The following is a 19,953-nucleotide window of genomic DNA, read 5'->3' as shown; positions in this document are numbered from 1 at the left end:
CATTCTGCTGAAGGAATGAGTGGTCATCGCGGGCACAGTACCGCTCCGCGCGGCGGCCCGCCAGCAATTTTCATGCCAGGGCTTTCGGTGCGGGGGCCGGGACGGGACACGGCCCGCCCGGCCTCATGTGGTGCTCGCGCCCTATTCCACGACGCTCACCGGCGTGCCCATCTCGGCGAAGTCCCACAGGGCGAGGCCGTCGGCGGCGCTCTCCCTGATCGCACTGGTCCGCAGGCCGGGGTCCGGCGAGGGGGAGGAGCCGTCCACCGCGTTCGAGAAAGCGGAATTGGCGCCGAAGTAGACGGCGTGCTCTATCGGCACGCCGTCCGATCCGGTCCCGGTCTCCCGGCGGAAGGAGACCTTGTAGGAGCCGGGCTCGGGAGGGATCGTGCCGGGCCACACGGTGAAGGTCTTCAGGGACGCGTCCTTGTCGTCGACCAGCCACACACGCTTCTGCTGTATCGAATAGACGACCCGCCGACCGGTTCCGGATTCGGCGGGTATCGGATTCCGCGGTTTCGGGGTGGCGGTCGGGGACGGTTTCGCACTCGGCTCGGAGGTGACGGTGTGCGAGGCTTCTTCCGGCAAGCCGCTTCGCGCGTGCACGGCCAGGACAGTCACTGCAGCCAGGGCGCCCGCAAGCAGGACGGTTATCCAGGCACCCGAAGGAACTCTACGGCTCGACACTCGGTTATTCTCCACAATTGACCTATAACGGGCCCATGGATGGCCCGCAGTGTGCTCAGGCTAGTACTCCGGCCCGGCTTCGAAACGCCCGGTGGCGTCCGCTCAGGCAAGGCTCGAACCGCCCGGGGCCGCCGCCTCCCGGGCTCCGTCCGCCCCCTCCGGCCCGGTCGGCCGGCGCCGCATCGACAGCAGCAGGTTGAGCGCGATTCCCACGACCGCCCAGGCGGAGAGGACCAGGAGCGGGCCGGTGAGCGCGTTGCCCCGGAAGTAGGCGATCGAGCGGGCCGCCCAGGTGCCCGCGCCCGGCGGCAGGGCGGGGCCGATCGCCCGCCAGAATTCGGGCAGCATCGGCAGCGGGAAGGCGCCGCCCGCGCTCGGGTTGCCCGCGATCACGACGATCAGTACGGCCAGGCCGATGCCGACGATGCCGGTGAGCGCCTCCAGGGCCAGCGTGATCATTCCGACCGCGAAGACGATCAGGGCGCCCAGCCCCGAGAGCCCCCACAGGCTGCCGGGGAGCGCGCCGAGGACCGGTCCGACGATGATCGCGCCGCCGATCCCGCCCGCGATCGAGTACAGCGCCATGACCCCGGTGCGGATCAGCGCGCGCTGCCGGTTGGCCGGCTTGGCCCCCGCGCTGATGGCCAGGATCGAGGCGCAGAGGTAACCACCGACGCACCAGCCCACGACCAGGTAGAACGACGAGAGGCCGTTGAAGTCGTCCGGGGACGCCGGGGCCACGTCCACGGTCCGTACCGTGCGGTGCTGCGGTGCCTCCGCCTGCTTGACGATCTTGCCGAGGGAGTTCGCCAGGACGGTGCCGCCGCCCGAGGCGACGAGCAGGGTGTCGGTCGTGCCTCCGGGGTCGACGATCAGGGCACCGTCCAGGTCGCGGTTCATGACCTGCTTGTGCGCCTCGGCGGCGTCGGAGACCGCGCGGGGGTCCAGCGGGCCGCCCGGCAGGCCGTCCAGCTGGGTGACGAGCTGCTTGGACGCCTGCTTCGGGGCGACGACCCCGAAGGGGACGTCGGTCGGGTCGGGGCGGTGCAGCGCCCCGACGTACGACGCGATGAACAGCAGCTGGAGTGCCAGGACCCCGATGACGAGCAAGGCGGCCCGCACGGTGACGGCGTTCTTCACTTCCCCGGCGAAAGTCATGTCCCCACGGTCCGGGCGGCCCGGCGTCCGTGCAGGCGGGGCGGGGCCGAATGGCGGATGGGGCGGCCGGGGTGCCCGAGGCGGCCCGGGGTGCCCTCGCTTCGGTTATCGTACGAACGTTCGAAACTTGGTTTATGGTGGAGAGCGAGGGGGTGGCGAGTACGGAACGGTCCAGGAGGTGCGGGTGCCAGGCTTCACGCATCTGCATACCGTCTCCGGGTTCTCCCTGCGGTACGGGGCCTCGCACCCGGAGCGGCTGGCCGAGCGCGCCGCCGAACGGGAGATGGACGCCCTCGCGCTGACCGACCGCGACACCCTCGCCGGCACGGTCCGCTTCGCCCGGGCCTGCGAGGACGCCGGGATCCGGCCGCTGTTCGGTACGGAGCTCGCGGTGGCGCCGTTCGCCGGGGGCGGGGGAGCGGGGCGTACGCACCGGCCGCGCACCCCGGTCCGCGGTGGTGCCTTCGTCGACGAATCCGCGCCCCGGGTCACCTTCCTCGCCCGGGACGGCGCACACGGCTGGGCCGAGCTGTGCCGGCTGGTCACCGCCGCCCACGCCCCGGACATGGGGGCCGCGGACACCGGGCAGCCGCTGGTCGGCCGGGCCGCGCTGCCCGCCGAAGGGCTCACCGTGCTCCTCGGCCCCGCCTCCGAGGTCGGGGCGGCCCTCGCCGCGGGCCGCCCCGACCGGGCCGCCGCACTGCTCGCCCCCTGGCGGGAGCTCTACGGTGACGCCCTGCGCCTCGAAGCGGTCCACCATGGCCGCGCGGGCACCGGGCCCGGATCGCTGCGGCTCGCCGCCCGTACCGTCGGCTTCGCCGCCGACCAAGGGGTGCGGGCCGTGCTGACCAACGCCGTCCGGTACGCCGATCCCGGCCAGGGCCCGGTCGCCGACGTGCTCGACTCCGCCCGCAGGCTCGTCCCCGTCGACCCGCGCCGCTCCCCCCTGGACAGCGGGGAGCGCTGGCTCAAGGACGCCCGCGCCATGCGGGAGACCGCCGAGCGGATCACCTCGGCGGCCGGCCTCGGCCCGGGCGCGGGGGAGCGGCTGCTGGCCGAGACCCGGCACACCGCCGACGCCTGCCGCGTCGATCCCGTGGACGACCTGGGGCTGGGCAGCGTCCACTTCCCCGAACCGCACCTCGTCGGCGCCGAGCGGCGCACCGCCCAGCGGGTGCTGGCCTCACGCGCCGCCGCCGGCATGGTGCTGCGCGGCCTGGACGGCAGGCGCGACTACTGGGAACGGATGCACCACGAGCTGGACATCATCGCCCACCACGGCTTCGCCTCCTACTTCCTGACGGTCGCTCAGGTGGTGGACGACGTGAAGGGGATGGGAATCCGGGTCGCCGCGCGCGGTTCCGGTGCCGGGTCCCTGGTCAACCACCTCTTGGGCATCGCGCACGCCGACCCCGTCGAACACGGGCTGCTCATGGAGCGCTTCCTGTCCAAGCGGCGCTTCGTGCTGCCCGACATCGACATCGACGTGGAGTCGGCCCGGCGCCTGGAGGTCTACCGCGCGATCATCGGACGCTTCGGTGCCGAACGGGTCGCGACCGTCTCCATGCCCGAGACCTACCGGGTGCGCCACGCCATCCGGGACGTCGGCGCCGCGCTCTCCATGGACCCCGCCGAGACCGACCGGCTCGCCAAGGCCTTCCCGCACATCCGGGCCAGGGACGCCCGCGCCGCGATGGAGGAGCTGCCCGAACTGCGCGAGGTCGCCGGGCGGAAGGAGAGGTACGGCCGGCTCTGGGAGCTGGTGGAGGCGCTGGACGCGCTGCCGCGCGGTATCGCCATGCACCCGTGCGGGGTGCTCCTCTCGGACGACTCGCTGCTGCGGCGTACGCCCGTCGTGCCCACCAGCGGCGAGGGCTTCCCGATGGCGCAGTTCGACAAGGACGACGTGGAGCACCTCGGGCTGCTCAAGCTCGACGTGCTCGGCGTACGGATGCAGTCGGCGATGGCGCACGCGGTCACCGAGCTGGAGCGGGCCTCGGGGCAGGAGGTCGACCTGGACGCCGTGCCGCCGGACGACCCGGAGACCTACCGGCTGATCAAGAGCACCGAGACGCTGGGCTGCTTCCAGATCGAGTCGCCGGGCCAGCGCGACCTGGTCGGCAGGCTCCAGCCCGCCACCTTCCACGACCTGGTGGTCGACATCTCGCTGTTCCGCCCCGGGCCCGTCGCCGCCGACATGGTGCGGCCGTTCATCGAGGCCCGGCACGGCCGCGCGCCGGTCCGCTACCCGCACCCCGACCTGGAGGGGCCGCTGCGCGACACCTACGGGGTGGTCGTCTTCCACGAGCAGATCATCGAGATGGTCGACATCATGACCGGCTGCGGCCGGGGCGAGGCCGACCGGGTGCGGCGCGGGCTGTCCGACCCCGAGTCGCAGGGCCGGATCAAGGTCTGGTTCGCGCTGCGGGCGGCGGAGCGGGGGTACGGGGCGGAGGTGGTCGACCGGGCCTGGGAGATCGTCGAGGCGTTCGGCAGCTACGGCTTCTGCAAGGCGCACGCGGTCGCCTTCGCCGTACCGACGTACCAGTCGGCGTGGCTCAAGGCCCACCACCCGGCGGCCTTCTACGCCGGGCTGCTCACCCACGACCCGGGGATGTACCCCAAGCGGCTGCTGCTCGCGGACGCGCGGCGGCGCGGGGTGCCGGTGCTGCCGCTGGACGTGAACCGGTCCGCGGCCGCTCATGGAATCGAACTGGTGTCTGAGAAGGGGGTGTGGGGGCTGCGGCTCGCCCTCTCGGACGTCCACGGCATCAGCGAGGCCGAGGTCGCCCGGATCGAGGCCGGGCAGCCCTACTCCTCGCTGCTGGACTTCTGGCAGCGCGCCCGCCCCGGCAAGCCGGCCGCCGAACGCCTGGCCCAGGTCGGGGCGTTGGACGCCTTCGGCGCCAACCGCCGGGACCTGCTGCTGCACCTGTCCGAGCTCCACCGCGCCCAGCGGGGCGCCGGGGCCCGAGGCGGCGCGGGCGCCCAGCTCCCGCTCGGCGACGGACACCGGACCGGGACCGTCGGCCTGCCCGACCTCAACGACGCGGAACGCCTCAGCGCCGAGCTCGGCGTCCTCAGCATGGACGTCTCCCGTCACCTGATGGGGGATCACCACACCTTCCTGGAGGAGCTGGGCGCGCTCTCCGCCAAGCGGCTGCGGGAGGCCGCGCACGGGGAGACCGTGCTGGTCGCGGGCGCCAAGGCAGCCACCCAGACCCCGCCCGTCCGCTCCGGGCGACGGGTCGTCTTCACCACCCTGGACGACGGCACGGGCCTGGTGGACCTGGCCTTCTTCGACGACAGCCACGCCGCCTGCGCCCACACCGTCTTCCACTCCTGGCTGCTGCTGGTGCGCGGAGTGGTCCAGCGGCGCGGCCCGCGCAGCCTGAGCGTGGTGGGATCGGCGGCCTGGAACCTGGCGGAACTGGCCGAACTGCGGCGCACCGGCGGGCTCGACGCGGTCGCGGCACGGCTGGCGGAGGTGCCGGGGACGGAGGAGGGCGAGGCGCCGTCCGACGGCGGACGCCGGATCCAGCTGCCGACCGGATACGAGATGAACCCCTGGGCCGACCTCCAGCCGGCGGGCGAAGGGAAGCCCACCGGAAGGAAGCTGTGGCACCAGAGCCCGGGGAGCGCGGGATGAGCGGGCGGCCGACGGTCCTGTGCCTGCGGTTCCGGCGGATCGGCGGCGGGCAGCCGGACGGGGCGGCCTACGAGGGACTGCTCGCGCTCCTCGGCGCTTTCACCCCGGTCGTCGAGGCCGCGCCGCCCGACGGGGCACTCGCCGATGTCGGCGGCTCGCTGCGCTACTTCGGGCAGGACGCGGCGGGGCTCGCCTCGGTGATCCGGGTCCGCGCGCTCGCCCTGCACGGCGTGGACTGCGCGATCGGCGCGGCCCCCAACCCCATGCTGGCCCGGATGGCGGCGCGCCAGGCGGCACCCGGGACCACCTTCACGGTGCCCGGGGACGGGGCGGCCGCCTTCCTCGACGCCAAACCCGCCGCCGCGCTGGACGGGGTCGGCCCGGCGACCGCGCGGACCCTGTGCGGGTACGGGCTCGACTCCGTCGGCCGGATCGCCGCCGCGCCGCTCGCCACCCTGCAGCGGATCACCGGGGTGCGGACCGGCCGTGACCTGTGGGAGCGGGCCAACGGCATCGACCGCACCCGGGTCCTGCCGAACGCCGCAGCCCGGTCCATCGGCGCCGAACGCTCCTTCCCCCGCGACGAACTGGACCCCGAGCAGCACCGCCGCGCCCTCCTCTCGCTCACCGAGGAGCTGGGGGCCAGGCTGCGCGTCGACGGACAGGTCTGCCGCTCGCTCGCCCTCTCCGTGCGGTACGCCGACCGCACCGGTTACGCGACGCTGACCCGCAGCCGCACGCTCCCCGAGCCCACCGCCCACTCGGCGGCGCTCACCGCGCTCGCGTACCGGATCCAGGACTCGTTCGCACTGCAGCGGGCGCGGGTGCGGGGGATCGGGCTGCGGGCGGAGGGGCTGCACGACGCGGAACGGGCCAGCCGTCAGCTCTCCTTCGACCCGGTGGACGAGCGGGCCCGGCGGATCGAGGCGGTCTCCGACCGGGTGCGGGCGAAGTTCGGCCCGCAGGCCGTGAAGCCGGGGCGGCTGGCTGCCTGACCTCCGCACCATTTTTTACCGACGCGTAACTTCCCGCGCCACCCTACTCACGCGTAATTTGGCATGAGCACGTAATGCATCTCACTTGTGGTCCGGACCGCAGGGCGCACCGACATCGCCACTCCCTTGAGCCGCAAGGAGATCACCCGATGCTGCCCCGGTCCCCCGCCCCGCGCACCCCACGCGCTCGCCGAACCCTCGTCGCACTGCTGCTCGCCGCCCTCACGCTCGTCGTCCCCACGGCGACCGCGACGGCCGCCTCCGCCTCCGCCTCCGCCTCCGCCTCCGCGCAGGCCACCACGTCCCGTGGCTGGAACGACTTCTCCTGCAAGCCCTCCGCCGCCCACCCCCGCCCCGTCGTCCTGATCCACGGGACCTTCGCCAACTCGGTCGACAACTGGCTGGTCCTCGCCCCCTACCTCGTCGACCGGGGCTACTGCGTCTTCTCGCTCGACTACGGACGGCTCCCCGGGGTCCCGCTCATCGGCGGCCTCGGCCCCATCGACGCGTCGGCCGAACAGCTCGCCGCCTACGTCGACCGGGTGCTCGCCGCCACCGGAGCCCCCGAGGCCGACCTCGTCGGCCACTCGCAGGGCGGCATGATGCCCCACTACTACCTGAAGTTCCTCGGCGGAGCCGCCAAGGTGAACGCCCTCGTGGGGATCGCGCCCGACAACCACGGCACCACCCTGCTCGGACTCACCGCGCTGCTCCCGTACTTCCCCGGCGTCGGGGACCTGCTGACCGAGAACACCCCGGGCCTCGCCGACCAGGTCGCCGGCTCCCCCTTCATCACCCGGCTCACGGCCGGCGGTGACACCGTGCCCGGCGTCCGCTACACCGTCATAGCGACCCGGTACGACGAGGTCGTCACCCCGTACCGCACACAGTTCCTGGACGGGCCGAACGTACGCAACGTCCTGCTCCAGGACCTGTGCCCGCTCTCCTTGTCCGAGCACGTCGCGATCGGGACCATCGACCGGGTCGCCTTCCACGAGGTGGCCAACGCCCTCGACCCGGCGCACGCCACCCCGACCACCTGCGCCTCGGCGATCGGCTGAGGACGGGCCGGGCCCCCACGCGGTCAGGTGCGCGGGGGCCCGGCGGCCGGTGCTCAGCGCCGGTGCGTTCCGGCGGCCGCCCGGCGCCGGGCCGAGGCGAACAGGACGCCCGCCCCCACGGCCAGCGCGGCGGCACCGCCGATCGCGAGAGAGGTGGTGGAGTCGTCGCCGCCGGTCTCGGCGAGGCGTTCGCCCGTGGCGGCGCTGTCCGGCTCCGGGGCGTTGGCCGACAGGGCCGGGGCGGTGGTCGCCGGGGCGGTGGCGGCCGGGGCGGCCGGAGCCGCTCGTGTGACCTCCGCACCGGTCGAGGCGTCGTCGTCACCGTGTCCGCCGTGCTCGACGGACGACTTGGCGGCGCCCGCGTCGATGTCCTGCTCGGACGGGGCCGACGCGGCCGGGGCCGGGACGGCCGCGACCGAGCCGCTGCCGGAGCCCTCTCCGCCGAAGACCACGTCGGAGCAGGCGTAGAAGGCCTCCGGGGAGTCCGACCGCTGCCAGACCGTGTAGACAAGCTGACGCCCCGTCGCCTCGGGGACGGTGCCGTCGAAGACGTACGACCCGTCCTCCAGCGACGGGTCGGTGGCCGTGGCGAACGGCTTCTCCTGGAGGTCCGACCACTTCAGGGGCTGCGCCGGGTCGTAACCGGCCTTGGTCAGGTACAGCTCGAAGGTGCCCTTGTGCGGGGCGGTGGCCCGGAACCGGAAGGTGTGGCCGCCCGCCTCCATCGGGGTGGACGGCCAGTCGGCGCGGGGCAGGTCGAGCCCCTTGAACTTGTCGTTGCCCGCGCTGCACAGCTTGCCGTCCGGGATCAGCTCGCGGTGCTTGCCGGCCGCGTTCGCGATGTTCACGCCGTTCCAGTCGTACAGCGCCTGGGTGCCGCCCGCCGCCACGGCCGCCTGGCACGCGGCCGACCGCGGACTCTCCGGACCCTCCGCGAAACAGGCCGAGACCCGGCTCACCGGGTCGCTCAGCGAACCGTGCGCTGCGGCCGGGGCGGCGGACAGACCCGTCAGGGCGAGCGGCACGACGCCGAGCGCGACGACGCCTGAGGCGAGCCTGCGGCGGGCGGTGGTGATGACGGCCATGGTGGTGGTTCTCCTTCGGCGGACACGTCTGGGTGACCAGGACGTTAGCCGCCGGCGAGGAGGGGATCGGCCGTGGAAAGCCGCAGGTGGGGATCGTTATGGTGGGCTTAAGGGTCGGTTAGGGGAGGGATCGGGAAGACCCGCCGGAGGCCTCCGGGACGGCGCCCGGAGACCTCCGGACGTGACCGGGTGTCAGACCTGGACGCCCGGCGTCCCGTCCTCCACGACCACGCTCGCGCGCGTGCTGATCGGCGCGTCCGGCTTCGTCACGAAGGGCAGGACGCGGAAGTCGCTCGTCCAGCGGTCACGGTCCACCGTGACCCGCACGTAGCCGCGCTGGTTGTTGAAGAACTTCATGTGCGGGTTGGCCGCGAGGAACTTCTCGCCCTCGGCCGTCATGTCGTCGCCGTCGCCGCCGCTCGTGATCGAGGTGCCCACGAACTCCGAGCCCACGGTCGCCGATTCCGGGTCGGAGTAGTCGCGCTTCAGGTCCCACGCGTAGTTCTGGTGCCGGTCGCCCGTGACGACGACCAGGTTGCGCACCCCGCGGGTGTCCGCCTCGGCCAGCAGGCGGTTGCGCTCGGCGACGTAGCCGTCCCACGGGTCCGTCCAGACCGTCGTGCCCGGGCCCGGGTCCTGGTCGGTCTGGCCCATCGGCGCCTGGTTGCCGAGGATCTGCCAGCGCGCCCGGGAGCGGCTGAAGCCCTTGAGGACCCAGTCCCGCTGCCGGGCGCCGAGCAGGGTCCGGTCCGGGTCGAACCGTTCGGCGCAGTCGGCCGACGAGCCGTCGCCGCAGGCCTGGTCGTCGCGGTACTGGCGGGTGTCGAGCATCGTGAAATCGGCGAGCCGCCCGTACGGGAGCCTGCGGTACATCTGCACGTCGGGGCCTTTGGGCAGCTGCGTGTGGCGCAGCGGCGCGTGCTCGTACAGGGCCTGGAACGCGTCGGCCCGGCGGAGCAGGAAGGCCGCCGGGTCGTCGTTGTTCTCGGAGGTCTCGTCCGCCCAGTTGTTCTCCACCTCGTGGTCGTCGAAGGTCATGATCCACGGGAAGGCGGCGTGTGCCTCGCGCAGCGGCGCCTCGGACTTGTAGAGGCCGTACTGGAGGCGGTAGCGGGCCAGGTCGAGGGTCTCCGTGTGGAACCTCGGGTCGGTGCTCACCCCGCGCTTGTTCGTCTTGACGCCGTACTCGTACAGGTAGTCGCCCAGGTGCACCACCAGGTCCAGGTCCTCCTGGGCCATGTGCCGGTAGGCCGTGTAGTAGCCGTCCTGCCAGGCCTGGCAGGAGGCGAAGGCGAACCTCAGCCGGCGCGGGGAGTCCCACGGCGCCGGGGTGGTGCGGGTGCGGCCCACGGGGGAGATCTCCGAGCCCGCCCTGAAGCGGAACCAGTACGTGCGGTCGGGGGCGAGGCCGTGCACCTCGGGGTGGACGGAGTGCGCCAGTTCGGGGGTCGCGACGACACTGTCCCGGCGTACGACGCGGCGGAACCGCTCGTCCAGCGCCACCTCGTAGTGGACGCGGACGGGAGCAGGCGGCATACCGCCGAGGCCGTCCTCGGCGAAGGGGTCGGGAGCCAGCCGCGTCCACAGCACGACGCCGTCCGCCGTCGGATCACCGGAGGCGACCCCCAGGGTGAACGGATCCCCCTTCAACGCGGGCGCGGCGAACGCGGAATGCGTCTCCCACGCACCCGTTCCGAGCATCAGTGCGGCGGCCGCGGCCCCGCCGAATCCGAACATCTGCCGACGGGAGACGGAACGGTCGATCACGGGTCCTCCTCGGTTGATGTGCGCCAACCTCGAAGACACTGCCGGGTGTTGGTGTCATGCCCACGTTCGACGCGTGACCGGGGGCCGAGCGACATGTGAACACGGCACCCGCCCTCCGGCGTTCCCCTCCCCGCCCGTGCCCGGTCCTGACGGATTGTCGGTGGCGGCTGAGAGGATCGGAGCATGACCACGATCGACTGGGACGCCGCCGCCGACTCCTTCGACCACGAGCCCGATCACGGCCTCCTCGACCCGGCCGTCCGCAACGCCTGGGCGCGGCGGATGGAGACCTGGCTGCCGACGGCCCGGTCCGCGGTGCTCGACCTCGGATGCGGCACCGGCAGCCTGGCGCTCCTGGCCGCCGGCCAGGGGCACCGGGTCACCGCCGTCGACCGGTCGCCGCGCATGGCCGCACGGGCACGGGCCAAGCTCGCCGGGACCGGCGCCGAGGTCCTCGTGGGCGACGCGGCCCAACCGCCGGTCGGCCCCCGGCGCTTCGACGTGATCCTGGCCCGGCACGTGGTGTGGCTGCTGCCCGACCCCGAAGCCGCCCTGCGCCACTGGTTCTCCCTGCTGAGGCCGGGCGGCCGGCTGGTGCTGATCGAAGGGGTGTGGGGCGGTACGGGCCTGTCGGCGGCCCGCCTCACCGCGCTGCTCGCCCCTTTCGCCGAGCGCATCCACCACGAGCCGCTCTCCGGTGACGCGCGGCTCTGGGGCAAGGAGGTCGACGACGACCGGTACGCCCTGGTGGCCCGCGCCGAACCGCCGCACCGGCACACGGAGGTGGTGGACGTCCACCTCCTCCTGCGGCGCGGCCCCGAGGTGCTGCTCGCCCGGCGGGCGGGCACGGGATACGCGGACGGACTGCTCCACGCCCCCTCGGGCCACGCGGAGGACGGCGAGGACGTCCGCGAGGCCGTGATCCGGGAGGCGGCCGAGGAGATCGGCGTCGAGCTGGACCCGGACGAACTGCGGGTGGCCCTGGTCATGCAGCACCGCGGCCCCGGCGGTGACCCGCGGATGGGCTGGTTCTTCGAGGCCGAGTACGACCCGGAGCGGCCCCCGCGCAACGCCGAACCCGAGAAGTGCTCCGAGCTCGCCTGGTACCGGCTGGACGCACTGCCCGACGACATGGTCGCCTACTGCCGGGCCGGCCTCGACGGATACCGCGCCGGGGAGCGCTTCCTGATCCACTGGCACCAGGACGGCGACACCGTCGCCCACGACCCGGGCCGGATCGCACGCGCCGTACCGCTGCCGCTGTCCGCCGTCCCCGCCGCACAGCTCCCCCACATCGGGCCGCGGGTGCCCGATCTCGCGGAGGCGGAGGCGGACTGACGGCGACCATGAAGTCGGGGGTGGTGAAGAGGCCGGTGTCCGGGGCGAGCTTCCAGTCGTCCTCGGCCGGCTCCGCGAAGGGCCGCACCGGGAGGCGCCGGCGTTGTCGCGAGGGCGCCGAGCTCATCGAAGCGCGTCATAGCACCGTGGGCGTGTTCCCGGGCCGGACGAGGGGGCGCACGTGACGTACCTCCGTGGCGCAGACGGTGTATCCGAACCAGGTGTTGATCGCCAGCATCGGGGCGTTGCCCGCGTCGTTGCCGGTGTAGGCGTCGGTGTAGCCGGCGGCCCGCGCGCGGCGCAGCGAGTCGGTCTTGGCGAGCTTGGCCAGGCCCCGGCCACGGTAGGCCCGCCGGGTTCCGGTCATGGCCGTCCCGTACCGGCTCTCCCCGTCGGTCTGGGCGGCGCTGAACGCCGCCACCTCCCCGTCCACCACCACGACCGAGGTGAGGCCGTGGTCCAGGGAGGGCCGGTGCCACGTCGTGGCCAGCCAGTCCTCGTAGTCGGACAGCTCCGCGGGGACGTCGGACGGTTCGTCCGCCGTCGCCTCCGCGTCCGCCCGGAACAGCGGGCGCGGGTCGCCCGCGAAGTCCGCCCCGGTCCGCAGCTCCACACCGGCGGGAAGATCCGGGAGCGGCGGCAGGGTGCCGTGTGCCAGGTCGAGGCGCAGGAAGTGCGCCCGGCGGCGCGGCTCGTACCCCCGCTTCGCGGCGAACGCGCGATTGGCCGGCTCGTCCAGCACCCAGGTGTAGACGGAGGTGGCGCCCACCCCGGCGAGATACTCCTCGGCCGTCCGCACGAGCAGCGAACCGGCGCCCCTGCCCCGGTGGTCGGGATGTGTGTACGGGGTGCAGAAGCCCTGGCCCGGCACCGGGCTCTCGTGGGCGACACCCACCTGCGCGGTGCCGATCACCTCGCCGTCCTCCTCCGCGACCAGCAGGCGGTAGCGCCTGTCGGGATGCGCGTCGGCCAGGTCGCGCACGACCTGCTCCGCGGTCGTCACCATGTAAGGGAGCGCCGCCCGCCGCACCCGTACGAAGTCCTCGGCGTCGGCGGGGAGGAGGTCGCGAACTTTCACCGTCATGCGCCGGACGCTACGCGGACGGGCGGGGCGGCCGCCTCCGAATTTCCGGCCGTGGGGTCCTGGGGGGAGAATCGGCCCGTGACCCTGACGATCGCCCTTGACCCGGACTCCGCCGTCGCGCCCTACGAGCAACTGCGCGCCCAGCTCTCCGAACAGGCCCGCTCCGGCACCCTGCCCGTCGGCTTCCGGCTCCCTACGGTGCGCGGCCTCGCCGAGGAACTGGGCCTCGCCGCCAACACGGTGGCCAAGGCCTACCGCGCCCTGGAGGCCGACGGGGTCATCGAGACCCGGGGCCGCAACGGGACCTTCGTCGCCGCCGCGGGCGGCACGGCCCGGCGCAAAGCGGCCGCCGCGGCCCAGGAGTACGCCGAACAGGCCAGGCGCCTCGGCCTGTCACGCGCCGAGGCCCTGTCCGGGGCCGAGGACGCGGTCCGGGCGGCCTACGGGGGCTGAAGGGCCTGCCGGGTGGCCTGCGGCCGTGCGGACGAAGGCCACCCGGCGGGCTCCGATCGGGGGCAGGCTCAGAGGTACAGGCCCGCGTCCGCCCCCGCGTCCTGCTTCGGGACCGACGCGGGGCCGCTGCCGCGCCGCAGCGCGAACAGCTCGGCGAGGGTCGTGCCCTCCCGGCCGAGCCCTTCCTGGGTACCCAGCCAGGACACCGACTCGGCACGGGTCAGCGGGCCGACCTCGATCCGGGCCAGGCAGCGGCCCGGCCTGACGACCGCGGGGTGCAGCCGCTCCAGGTCCTCGTTGGTCGTCACCCCCACCAGCACGTTGCGGCCCTGGCCCAGCAGACCGTCCGTCAGGTTCAGCAGCCGGGACAGCGCCTGCCCCGCCGTGTGCTTGGCCTCGCCGCGGATCAGCTCGTCGCAGTCCTCCAGGAGCAGCAGCCGCCAGCGGCCCTTCGCCGAGCCCTCGTCCTCACCGATGGCGATGTCCATCAGATAGCCGACGTCGTTGAAGAGGCGCTCCGGGTCCAGCACGCAGTCGACCTGGCACCAGTCCCGCCAGGAGCGGGCGAGGGTGCGCAGCGCGGAGGTCTTGCCGGTGCCCGGCGGGCCGTGCAGCAGGAGCAGCCGTCCGGCGATGTCGTCCGGGGTGACCTTCATCAGCCGGTCCATCGCGTCGGCAACCGGCGCCGTGTAGTTGTTCCGGACCTCGTCCCAGGTACCCGCGGCGATCTGCCGGGTCGTCCGGTACGGGCCGCGGCGCGGGGAGACGTACCAGAAGCCCATCGTCACGTTGTCGGGCTGCGGCTCCGGTTCGTCCTGGGCCCCGGCGGTCGCCTCGGTGAGGACCTTCTCGGCCAGCTCGGGGGTGGTCGCGGTGACCGTCACGTCGGCGCCCCGGTTCCACCGCGAGACCAGCAGCGTCCACCCCTCGCCCTCGGCCAGCGTCGCGCTGCGGTCGTCGTCACGGGCGGCCCGCAGCACCGTCGCCGCCTCGGGCAGCAGGGTGGCCCCCGCTTTCACCCGGTCGAGCGAGGAACTGTGCGCGTACGGCTGCTCGCCCGTCGCGAAACGGCCGAGGAAGAGGGCGTCCACGACATCGGACGGTGAATCACTGTCGTCGATGGTGAGCCGGATCGGCAGAGCGGACTCGGGGGTGGCAGACATGGCGCCCATGATCCGTCACGGCGGCACCCGGCGCACGCAGGTTTCGCGAGCCGCCCCCGCGATGTCCCGTCGCCGCGGGGGCGCGCGTCGGGCCGGAAGACCCGTCGGCGTGCCGGTCCTCCGGGGGCGGTCCGGAACCGGTCGTCATCGGTAACGGGACGTCAACACCCGTGTACACGTGTGCAATCACGCAGCCGGGATACACGAGTGTCACCGCGGGACGATAGGGTTAACCTGCCCGGGCCGGGTGCCCTCGTACGGGTGGGGAGTGACATGGAACAGATAACGGTGCGCAGCAGGCCGCGTGTGCCTGCCATTACATGTGGGAGCAGTGCGACCAGTTCGCGGCTCGACCGCCATCTCGCAGTGCTGGGCGGCCCTGCCGTGCCGCAGGGCGATTCGGCGGAAGCGACGCTGCTGATGCTGGAGCTGACCTCGCGCGACGCCTCGCACAGCCGGAGGAGCAGAAGCGCGCGTGTCTCGCTCTTCGCGCCGCTGCGGCGGCTGAGGCGCTCGCTCTTCGGCAGCCGCCGCTGACCGACGGCGCTCACACGGTCCGGCCCGCCGCTCCGGGCCGTGTCCGAGACCACTTCGTCCCGGCGCAGTGCTGCGATCCGCTCGCCCGTCATCCCCAGGGCCCGCAGCGTTGCGTCGGTGTGTTCCCCCGGCGCCGGTGCGGCACCCATCGGCGTCCTCGCCCCACCCGGCAGCGTGCATCGGCAGAAGCAGCGCCCGCGGCGCCCCCACGAGTGAGCCCCCTCCTGCCTGCGGCCCCGCGCGGCCGGCCGCGGACGGGCCGCGACATCGGCGACCGTGTTCGGCCCGGTGCGGGCGATCCCCGTTCGCCGTGCGGGAGGCAGCCCCACGACACCCGGCTCCCACCCGGACTCAGAGCAGCGCGAACTGCCCCTCCGGACCCTCCTCCCGGTGGTCCAGCACGGAGGCGGGACGCCGGGCCGGTGCGGGCGGCGGGAGGACCCCGGCGGCGTACAGGTCCTGTCGGCTCACGGCGGGCGACCGGTCGAGCCGGTCCCGCAGCGCCTCCTGCCGGGGCCGCACCCCGTCGAGCAGGGCGAGCACGGTGATCAGCTCCAGCAGCTCCGAGGTCCACTCCTGCGGCCAGACGCGCGGGCGCAGCGCCGCCAGGCCCTCGGCCCCCTCCGGCGCGGTGCGGCGGGCGAACCACAGCTCCAGCATCCGCACACCGCCCACCCGGAACTCCCAGGCCCCTGCGGGCACGGGCGAGACGCGGCCCTCGTCCAGGGCGAGTGTCCGGGTCTCCGGGTCGTAGTCCAGCGCGCGGGGCCGGGGCGGGATCGCGGCCCGTACGTAGGGCCGGTGGCCACCGGGGAGGCGGGGCCGCTCCCCGCCGCGCGCCCCGCGCAGCTGGAGCCGCAGCAGCTCCCGGCCGAGCTCCACACCGTCCGCCCACAGGGCGCCGTCGGCGGGGAGCGGCACGAGCGGTCCGGCGGGCGAGGGGCGGGCCGCGGCCAGCGCCCAGGCCAGGACCGCCGGGGCGGTGACCGGGGCGCCGTACCGGCGGTGCAGCAGCTCCGGCAGCCCCGGCGTGAGATTGGGCTCCAGGCCGCCCGGCCGCCGGTAGAGGGGCCGGATCCGGCCCGGGCGGCCCGCGGGTGAGTGGCCGTCGGGCAGCAGCGCGGTGGCCGACAGGGCGGGTCCGGCCGCGGCGGGCACGTACCCGTGCTCCACGGCGAAGATCTGGTGGCCGTCGGCGACCCGCCACAGCTCGGGCCGGGCCGCGTCGAGCAGCCGGTGGTCGGGGATCATCCACTGCTCGTCGAAGGGACCGTGCAGGATCCGTACGGGGTCGGGGTACGGGCCGGGGTCACGGGCGAAGGCACCCGTCCCGGTGGACCGGCCCGGCAGCGCGGTGGCCGCCGTCCACGGCGTACGGGAACGGGTGGGCCCGAACAGCCGCTCCCGCTCGGCGCCCTCGGCCCGGACCAGCCGGTCCCACCGGGCCCGCAGGCAGGCCGCGTCGGGCGCCGTCACCCAGGGGCGCCCCGTCCGCAGCGGCCGCACCGACCAGGGCATCAGGTCGTCCAGCGACGGGATCCCCGCGCTCGCGTCGGCCCCGGCCGCCTCGTGCGATGCCACCGTGCGGTCCTCCCCTCGACCCGTCCGCCGCCCTCGGCATCGTAACGACCCGGCGTACGACGGCGAACGGGTCCGCGGCGCCCCGCCTCTGCCGTGGACCGGAAGCCGCACGCCGCGCCCGCGGGCCGGCCCTTCCCGTAGACCAGGTCGTGGCGGGGCCGCCGGGTCCGGCGGGAGACGGCCGGTGCGCGCACCCGGTCAGTGCGCGTCCACCGTCACGGAGAACGAGAAACGGTCCCCTCGGTAGCGGATGCGCGCCACATCCACCACCCGGCCGTCCTCGTCGTACGCCACCCCCGTGCAGTGCAGGATCGGGCTGAGCAGCGGCACCTGGAGCAGCTCGGCGGTGGCCGGGTCGGCGAGGCGGGCCTCGACCGTGTCCGTGATCCGGGCGATCCGTACGCCGACGCCGTCGCGCAGCACCTTCGTCATCGGCCACCGCTCCAGATCGGCCACGTCGATACGGTCCGCGAGGTCGCGGCGCACCGCGTTCTCGGCCCAGTTGGTGGGCTCTCCGGTCGCCTCCTCGCAGCGCAGCCGCCGGTAGGTCATCACCTCGGCGCAGTCCGGGAAGAACTCCGCCAGGTCCCCCGGCACCGGGGCCGGGCCGTGGCCGAGTACGGTGGTCCGCTCGCCGGACTGCTGGGCGACGATCGCGTCGATCGAACCCAGCAGCCGGACCGGTGACACCCGCCGGGCGCGCGGCTCGATGAACGTGCCGCGCCTGCGGTGCCTGCTGATCAGGCCCTCCGACTCCAGCTCCTTGAGCGCCTGGCGCATGGTGAGCACGCTGACGCCGTAGTGCGCGGCGAGCTGCTCCTCGGTCGGCAGCCGTGAGGAGGCGTCCTGCGGGCGGCCCAGTACGGACGCCCGCAGGGACTGCGAGACCTGGTACCAGAGCGGCAGCTTCCGGTTGAGCACCAGGGAGTCAGGGGCGAAGGCGGGCGCGGGGCGCGCCTCGTTCACCTGGTCCATCCGGTTCACCCGGCCTCTCCGCTCGATGACCGGCCGCGGGGGCTCACGGCCGGAAGTCGCGGCTCAGACCCTGCCACACGTCGTCGTACCCGCGCTGGAGATGGTCCGCTCCGGCGGCCTGCGCCGTCGCCGTGACCGGCCAGCGCGTCTCGAACATGAACGCCAGCCCGTCGTCGATCTTCTGCGGCTTCAACTCGGCCGCCCCGGCCCGCTCGAAGGTCTCCCGGTCCGGGCCGTGCGCCGACATCATGTTGTGCAGCGACCCGCCGCCGGGCACGAACCCGGCCGCCTTCGCGTCGTACGCGCCCTCGATCAGCCCCATGTACTCGCTCATCACGTTGCGGTGGAAGTACGGCGGGCGGAAGGTGTCCTCACCGACCAGCCAGCGGGGCGCGAAGACGACGAAGTCGACCCCGGCCAGCCCCGGCGTGTCGGACGGGGAGGTCAGCACCGTGAAGATCGACGGGTCGGGGTGGTCGTAGCTGATGCTGCCGATCACGTTGAAGCGGCGCAGGTCGTAGACGTACGGCGTGTGGTTGCCGTGCCAGGCGACGACGTCCAGCGGCGAGTGGTCGTACGTCGCCGACCAGAGGTTGCCGCAGAACTTGTTGACCACCTCGACGGGGCCCTCGCGGTCCTCGTACGCGGCGACGGGGGCCAGGAAGTCCCGCGCGTTGGCGAGTCCGTTGGCGCCGATCGGGCCGAGGTCGGGGAGGACGAACGGCTGCCCGTAGTTCTCGCAGACGTAACCCCGGGCGGTGGCGTCCAGGAGCTCGACCCGGAAGCGGACGCCCCGGGGGATCAGCGCCACGTGCCCGGGCTCCGCGCGCAGCAGGCCCAGCTCGGTCCGCAGCAGCAGTCCGCCCCGCTCGGGGACGATCAGCAGCTCGCCGTCGGAGTCGCTGAACACCCGGTCGGTCATGGAGGTGTCGGCGCTGTACAGGTGGATGGCCATGCCGGTGCGCCGCGTGGCGTCGCCGTTGCCGCCGAGCGTCCACAGGCCGGCCAGGAAGTCCGTGCCGGGTGCCGGGTCGGGCAGCGGGTCCCAGCGCAGCCGGTTGGGGTCGGTGACCGTCTCGGTGAACGGCGCGGTCCGCAGGGTGCCGTTGTCGGTGCGGGTGAACGCCGGGTGCGCGGCCGAGGGGCGGATCCGGTAGAGCCAGGAGCGCCGGTTGCGGGCGCGGGGCTCGGTGAACGCCGAACCGCTCAGCTGCTCCGCGTAGAGCCCGAGGGGGGCGCGCTGCGGTGAGTTGCGGCCGTGCGGCAGTGCGCCCGGGACGGCCTCGGAGCTGTGTTCGTTGCCGAAACCGGCACTGTGCGCGAGGCCTTCGGCCGCTTTCCTCGTCTCTTCGATGCCGCTCATCATGCGCTCCCGGTGCGATCACGTGGCTGGACCGGATCCCTGACGAGGAATCCTATGGGCAACCGTAGGAATCCGGGAGCTGCCCGTCAACGGCATTCGTGGCGCAGCCGGGTGTGTCCTCGGGCGGCACCGCGCGGAACCGGCCGCCGTGCCCACGGCATCATGGAGAGCGTGCCTCCTCACCCCCACGCGAACCTCCGGCGTGTCCCCGTCCAGCAGCGCAGCGCCGAACGGCTGGCCCGCATCCTGGACGCGGGGGCCGAGTTGCTCGACGAGACCGGATACGAGCAGCTGTCCACCCGCGCGGTCGCCGACCGGGCCGGGGTGCCCATCGGCTCCGTCTACCGCTTCTTCCCCAACAAGCGGGCGCTGGTCGACGCCCTGGCCGAACGGAACCTGGACGTCTACGCCGAGCGGATAGCCGGCCGCCTCGCGGACATCCCGGCCTCCGAGTGGCGTGCGGCGATCGATGCCGTCCTGGACGAGTACCTGGCGATGAAGCGCGCGGTGCCGGGCTTCGGCCTGGTCGACTTCGGGCCGCCCGTGCCCGTCGCGGACGCGCCCGACGAGGCCAACCGGCGGGTCGCCGGGCGGCTGGCGGCGCTGCTGGCCGGACACCTCGTCCGGGCGCCGGGCCGGGCCGCCGCCGTCTTCGGCCGGGGGGTGGAGCCGGTCGCCGGCCCGGAACCGGGGCCGGACGCGGACGCGGGCCCGGACGTGGCGGACGGCCCCGGCGGTTCCGGCGCGGAGCCCGGCCCAGGTGACCCCGCGCCCGCCGACCCCGCCCTCCTGCGTGCCGTCCTCGTCTGTGTGGAGGCCGCCGACGCCCTGCTCCAACTCGCCTTCCGCACCGACCCGTCGGGCGATCCCGCGCTGATCGCCGAGACCCGGGTGCTGCTCCGCGCCTACCTCGCCCAGGTCTTCGGCTGAGAGGCCCGCGGGCCTCTTCCGCCCCGCCGGAACGGAGAACACGCACCTTCCGCGCGTGACCTGTGTCTCCGGCCGATCCCTGGCGCCCAAAAACTAACGGCGCTAGTTTGGGGCGGCGGGAGGGAAC

Annotated in this window: 16 protein-coding genes; 7 read left to right on the top strand and 9 right to left on the bottom strand. The window is 73.9% G+C overall.

The features are described from left to right. Positions 1 to 141: 141 nt before the first annotated feature. Both SACTE_RS35550 and SACTE_RS05710 read right to left on the bottom strand, forming a co-directional pair. Positions 142 to 447: a hypothetical protein gene (locus SACTE_RS35550; protein ID WP_309251019.1), complete on the bottom strand. Its 306-nt coding sequence runs from the start codon at positions 445 to 447 to the stop codon at positions 142 to 144. A gap of 342 nt (positions 448 to 789) precedes the next feature. Then, positions 790 to 1,845: a membrane protein gene (locus SACTE_RS05710; protein WP_014045077.1), complete on the bottom strand. Its 1,056-nt coding sequence runs from the start codon at positions 1,843 to 1,845 to the stop codon at positions 790 to 792. A gap of 184 nt (positions 1,846 to 2,029) precedes the next feature. Between SACTE_RS05710 and SACTE_RS05705 the strand changes: the two genes are divergently transcribed. The 3 genes from SACTE_RS05705 (at position 2,030) to SACTE_RS05695 (ending at position 7,550) form a co-directional block, all read left to right on the top strand. Beyond that, positions 2,030 to 5,494 (top strand): DNA polymerase III subunit alpha, encoded by a 3,465-nt coding sequence (locus SACTE_RS05705; protein ID WP_014045076.1) that lies wholly within the window; start codon positions 2,030 to 2,032, stop codon positions 5,492 to 5,494. Continuing rightward, on the top strand, positions 5,491 to 6,489 hold the full coding sequence (locus SACTE_RS05700) for a helix-hairpin-helix domain-containing protein (RefSeq protein WP_014045075.1): 999 nt from the start codon (positions 5,491 to 5,493) through the stop codon (positions 6,487 to 6,489). Before SACTE_RS05705 ends, SACTE_RS05700 begins: the two co-directional genes overlap by 4 nt. 149 nt (positions 6,490 to 6,638) lie before the next feature. Continuing rightward, complete coding sequence (locus SACTE_RS05695; protein ID WP_014045074.1) at positions 6,639 to 7,550, top strand: alpha/beta fold hydrolase; 912 nt, start codon at positions 6,639 to 6,641, stop codon at positions 7,548 to 7,550. A gap of 53 nt (positions 7,551 to 7,603) precedes the next feature. Here the strand turns inward: SACTE_RS05695 and SACTE_RS05690 are convergent, their stop codons facing one another. Beyond that, positions 7,604 to 8,635 carry a lytic polysaccharide monooxygenase gene (locus tag SACTE_RS05690; RefSeq protein WP_014045073.1) on the bottom strand — a complete coding sequence of 344 codons (1,032 nt, stop codon included), beginning with the start codon at positions 8,633 to 8,635 and terminating at the stop codon, positions 7,604 to 7,606. A 192-nt stretch (positions 8,636 to 8,827) separates the two neighbouring features. Further along, on the bottom strand, positions 8,828 to 10,402 hold the full coding sequence (locus SACTE_RS05685) for an alkaline phosphatase D family protein (protein ID WP_014045072.1): 1,575 nt from the start codon (positions 10,400 to 10,402) through the stop codon (positions 8,828 to 8,830). Positions 10,403 to 10,585: 183 nt separating this feature from the next. On the opposite strand from SACTE_RS05685, the gene SACTE_RS05680 reads away from it, so the two are divergent. Next, positions 10,586 to 11,740 carry a methyltransferase domain-containing protein gene (locus tag SACTE_RS05680; RefSeq protein WP_014045071.1) on the top strand — a complete coding sequence of 385 codons (1,155 nt, stop codon included), beginning with the start codon at positions 10,586 to 10,588 and terminating at the stop codon, positions 11,738 to 11,740. A gap of 136 nt (positions 11,741 to 11,876) precedes the next feature. On the opposite strand, the gene SACTE_RS05675 is transcribed toward SACTE_RS05680, so the two are convergent. Continuing rightward, positions 11,877 to 12,824 (bottom strand): GNAT family N-acetyltransferase, encoded by a 948-nt coding sequence (locus SACTE_RS05675; RefSeq protein WP_014045070.1) that lies wholly within the window; start codon positions 12,822 to 12,824, stop codon positions 11,877 to 11,879. Between the two features lie 78 nt (positions 12,825 to 12,902). Here SACTE_RS05675 and SACTE_RS05670 point away from each other — a divergent pair, with 78 nt between their 5' ends. Continuing rightward, the gene (locus SACTE_RS05670; protein ID WP_014045069.1) at positions 12,903 to 13,277 is read left to right on the top strand and encodes a GntR family transcriptional regulator; all 375 of its coding nucleotides are present in this window, start codon (positions 12,903 to 12,905) and stop codon (positions 13,275 to 13,277) included. A 68-nt stretch (positions 13,278 to 13,345) separates the two neighbouring features. On the opposite strand, the gene SACTE_RS05665 is transcribed toward SACTE_RS05670, so the two are convergent. Then, positions 13,346 to 14,440, bottom strand: a complete 1,095-nt coding sequence (locus SACTE_RS05665) for a DUF5925 domain-containing protein (protein ID WP_014045068.1) — start codon at positions 14,438 to 14,440, stop codon at positions 13,346 to 13,348. Between the two features lie 273 nt (positions 14,441 to 14,713). Here SACTE_RS05665 and SACTE_RS05660 point away from each other — a divergent pair, with 273 nt between their 5' ends. Then, the gene (locus SACTE_RS05660) at positions 14,714 to 14,977 is read left to right on the top strand and encodes a hypothetical protein (RefSeq protein WP_026359274.1); all 264 of its coding nucleotides are present in this window, start codon (positions 14,714 to 14,716) and stop codon (positions 14,975 to 14,977) included. Positions 14,978 to 15,328: 351 nt separating this feature from the next. On the opposite strand, the gene SACTE_RS05655 is transcribed toward SACTE_RS05660, so the two are convergent. The 3 genes from SACTE_RS05655 to hmgA all read right to left on the bottom strand — a co-directional run bounded on the left by SACTE_RS05655 (position 15,329) and on the right by hmgA (position 18,896). Continuing rightward, on the bottom strand, positions 15,329 to 16,558 hold the full coding sequence (locus SACTE_RS05655) for a type ISP restriction/modification enzyme (RefSeq protein WP_014045067.1): 1,230 nt from the start codon (positions 16,556 to 16,558) through the stop codon (positions 15,329 to 15,331). 198 nt (positions 16,559 to 16,756) lie between these two features. After that, complete coding sequence (locus SACTE_RS05650) at positions 16,757 to 17,533, bottom strand: GntR family transcriptional regulator (RefSeq protein ID WP_202434206.1); 777 nt, start codon at positions 17,531 to 17,533, stop codon at positions 16,757 to 16,759. A gap of 43 nt (positions 17,534 to 17,576) precedes the next feature. Further along, complete coding sequence (hmgA, locus tag SACTE_RS05645; RefSeq protein WP_014045065.1) at positions 17,577 to 18,896, bottom strand: homogentisate 1,2-dioxygenase; 1,320 nt, start codon at positions 18,894 to 18,896, stop codon at positions 17,577 to 17,579. Between the two features lie 162 nt (positions 18,897 to 19,058). Here hmgA and SACTE_RS05640 point away from each other — a divergent pair, with 162 nt between their 5' ends. After that, complete coding sequence (locus SACTE_RS05640; RefSeq protein ID WP_014045064.1) at positions 19,059 to 19,826, top strand: TetR/AcrR family transcriptional regulator; 768 nt, start codon at positions 19,059 to 19,061, stop codon at positions 19,824 to 19,826. The last annotated feature ends 127 nt before the right edge of the window (positions 19,827 to 19,953 follow it).

It is taken from the genome of Streptomyces sp. SirexAA-E, from assembly GCF_000177195.2.
GTDB lineage: Bacteria > Actinomycetota > Actinomycetes > Streptomycetales > Streptomycetaceae > Streptomyces > Streptomyces flavovirens.
This window is presented reverse-complemented; position numbering and strand designations above follow the sequence as displayed.

Coding starts and splice junctions, on each gene's coding strand:
- SACTE_RS05665 (WP_014045068.1), bottom strand. CDS start 14,440: ATGTCTGCCACCCCCGAGTCCGCTCTGCCGATCCGGCTCACCATCGAC.
- hmgA (WP_014045065.1), bottom strand. CDS start 18,896: ATGAGCGGCATCGAAGAGACGAGGAAAGCGGCCGAAGGCCTCGCGCAC.
- SACTE_RS05640 (WP_014045064.1), top strand. CDS start 19,059: ATGGAGAGCGTGCCTCCTCACCCCCACGCGAACCTCCGGCGTGTCCCC.
- SACTE_RS05680 (WP_014045071.1), top strand. CDS start 10,586: ATGACCACGATCGACTGGGACGCCGCCGCCGACTCCTTCGACCACGAG.
- SACTE_RS05695 (WP_014045074.1), top strand. CDS start 6,639: ATGCTGCCCCGGTCCCCCGCCCCGCGCACCCCACGCGCTCGCCGAACC.
- SACTE_RS05700 (WP_014045075.1), top strand. CDS start 5,491: ATGAGCGGGCGGCCGACGGTCCTGTGCCTGCGGTTCCGGCGGATCGGC.
- SACTE_RS05650 (WP_202434206.1), bottom strand. CDS start 17,533: ATGGACCAGGTGAACGAGGCGCGCCCCGCGCCCGCCTTCGCCCCTGAC.
- SACTE_RS05660 (WP_026359274.1), top strand. CDS start 14,714: ATGGAACAGATAACGGTGCGCAGCAGGCCGCGTGTGCCTGCCATTACA.
- SACTE_RS05675 (WP_014045070.1), bottom strand. CDS start 12,824: ATGACGGTGAAAGTTCGCGACCTCCTCCCCGCCGACGCCGAGGACTTC.
- SACTE_RS05690 (WP_014045073.1), bottom strand. CDS start 8,635: ATGGCCGTCATCACCACCGCCCGCCGCAGGCTCGCCTCAGGCGTCGTC.
- SACTE_RS05710 (WP_014045077.1), bottom strand. CDS start 1,845: ATGACTTTCGCCGGGGAAGTGAAGAACGCCGTCACCGTGCGGGCCGCC.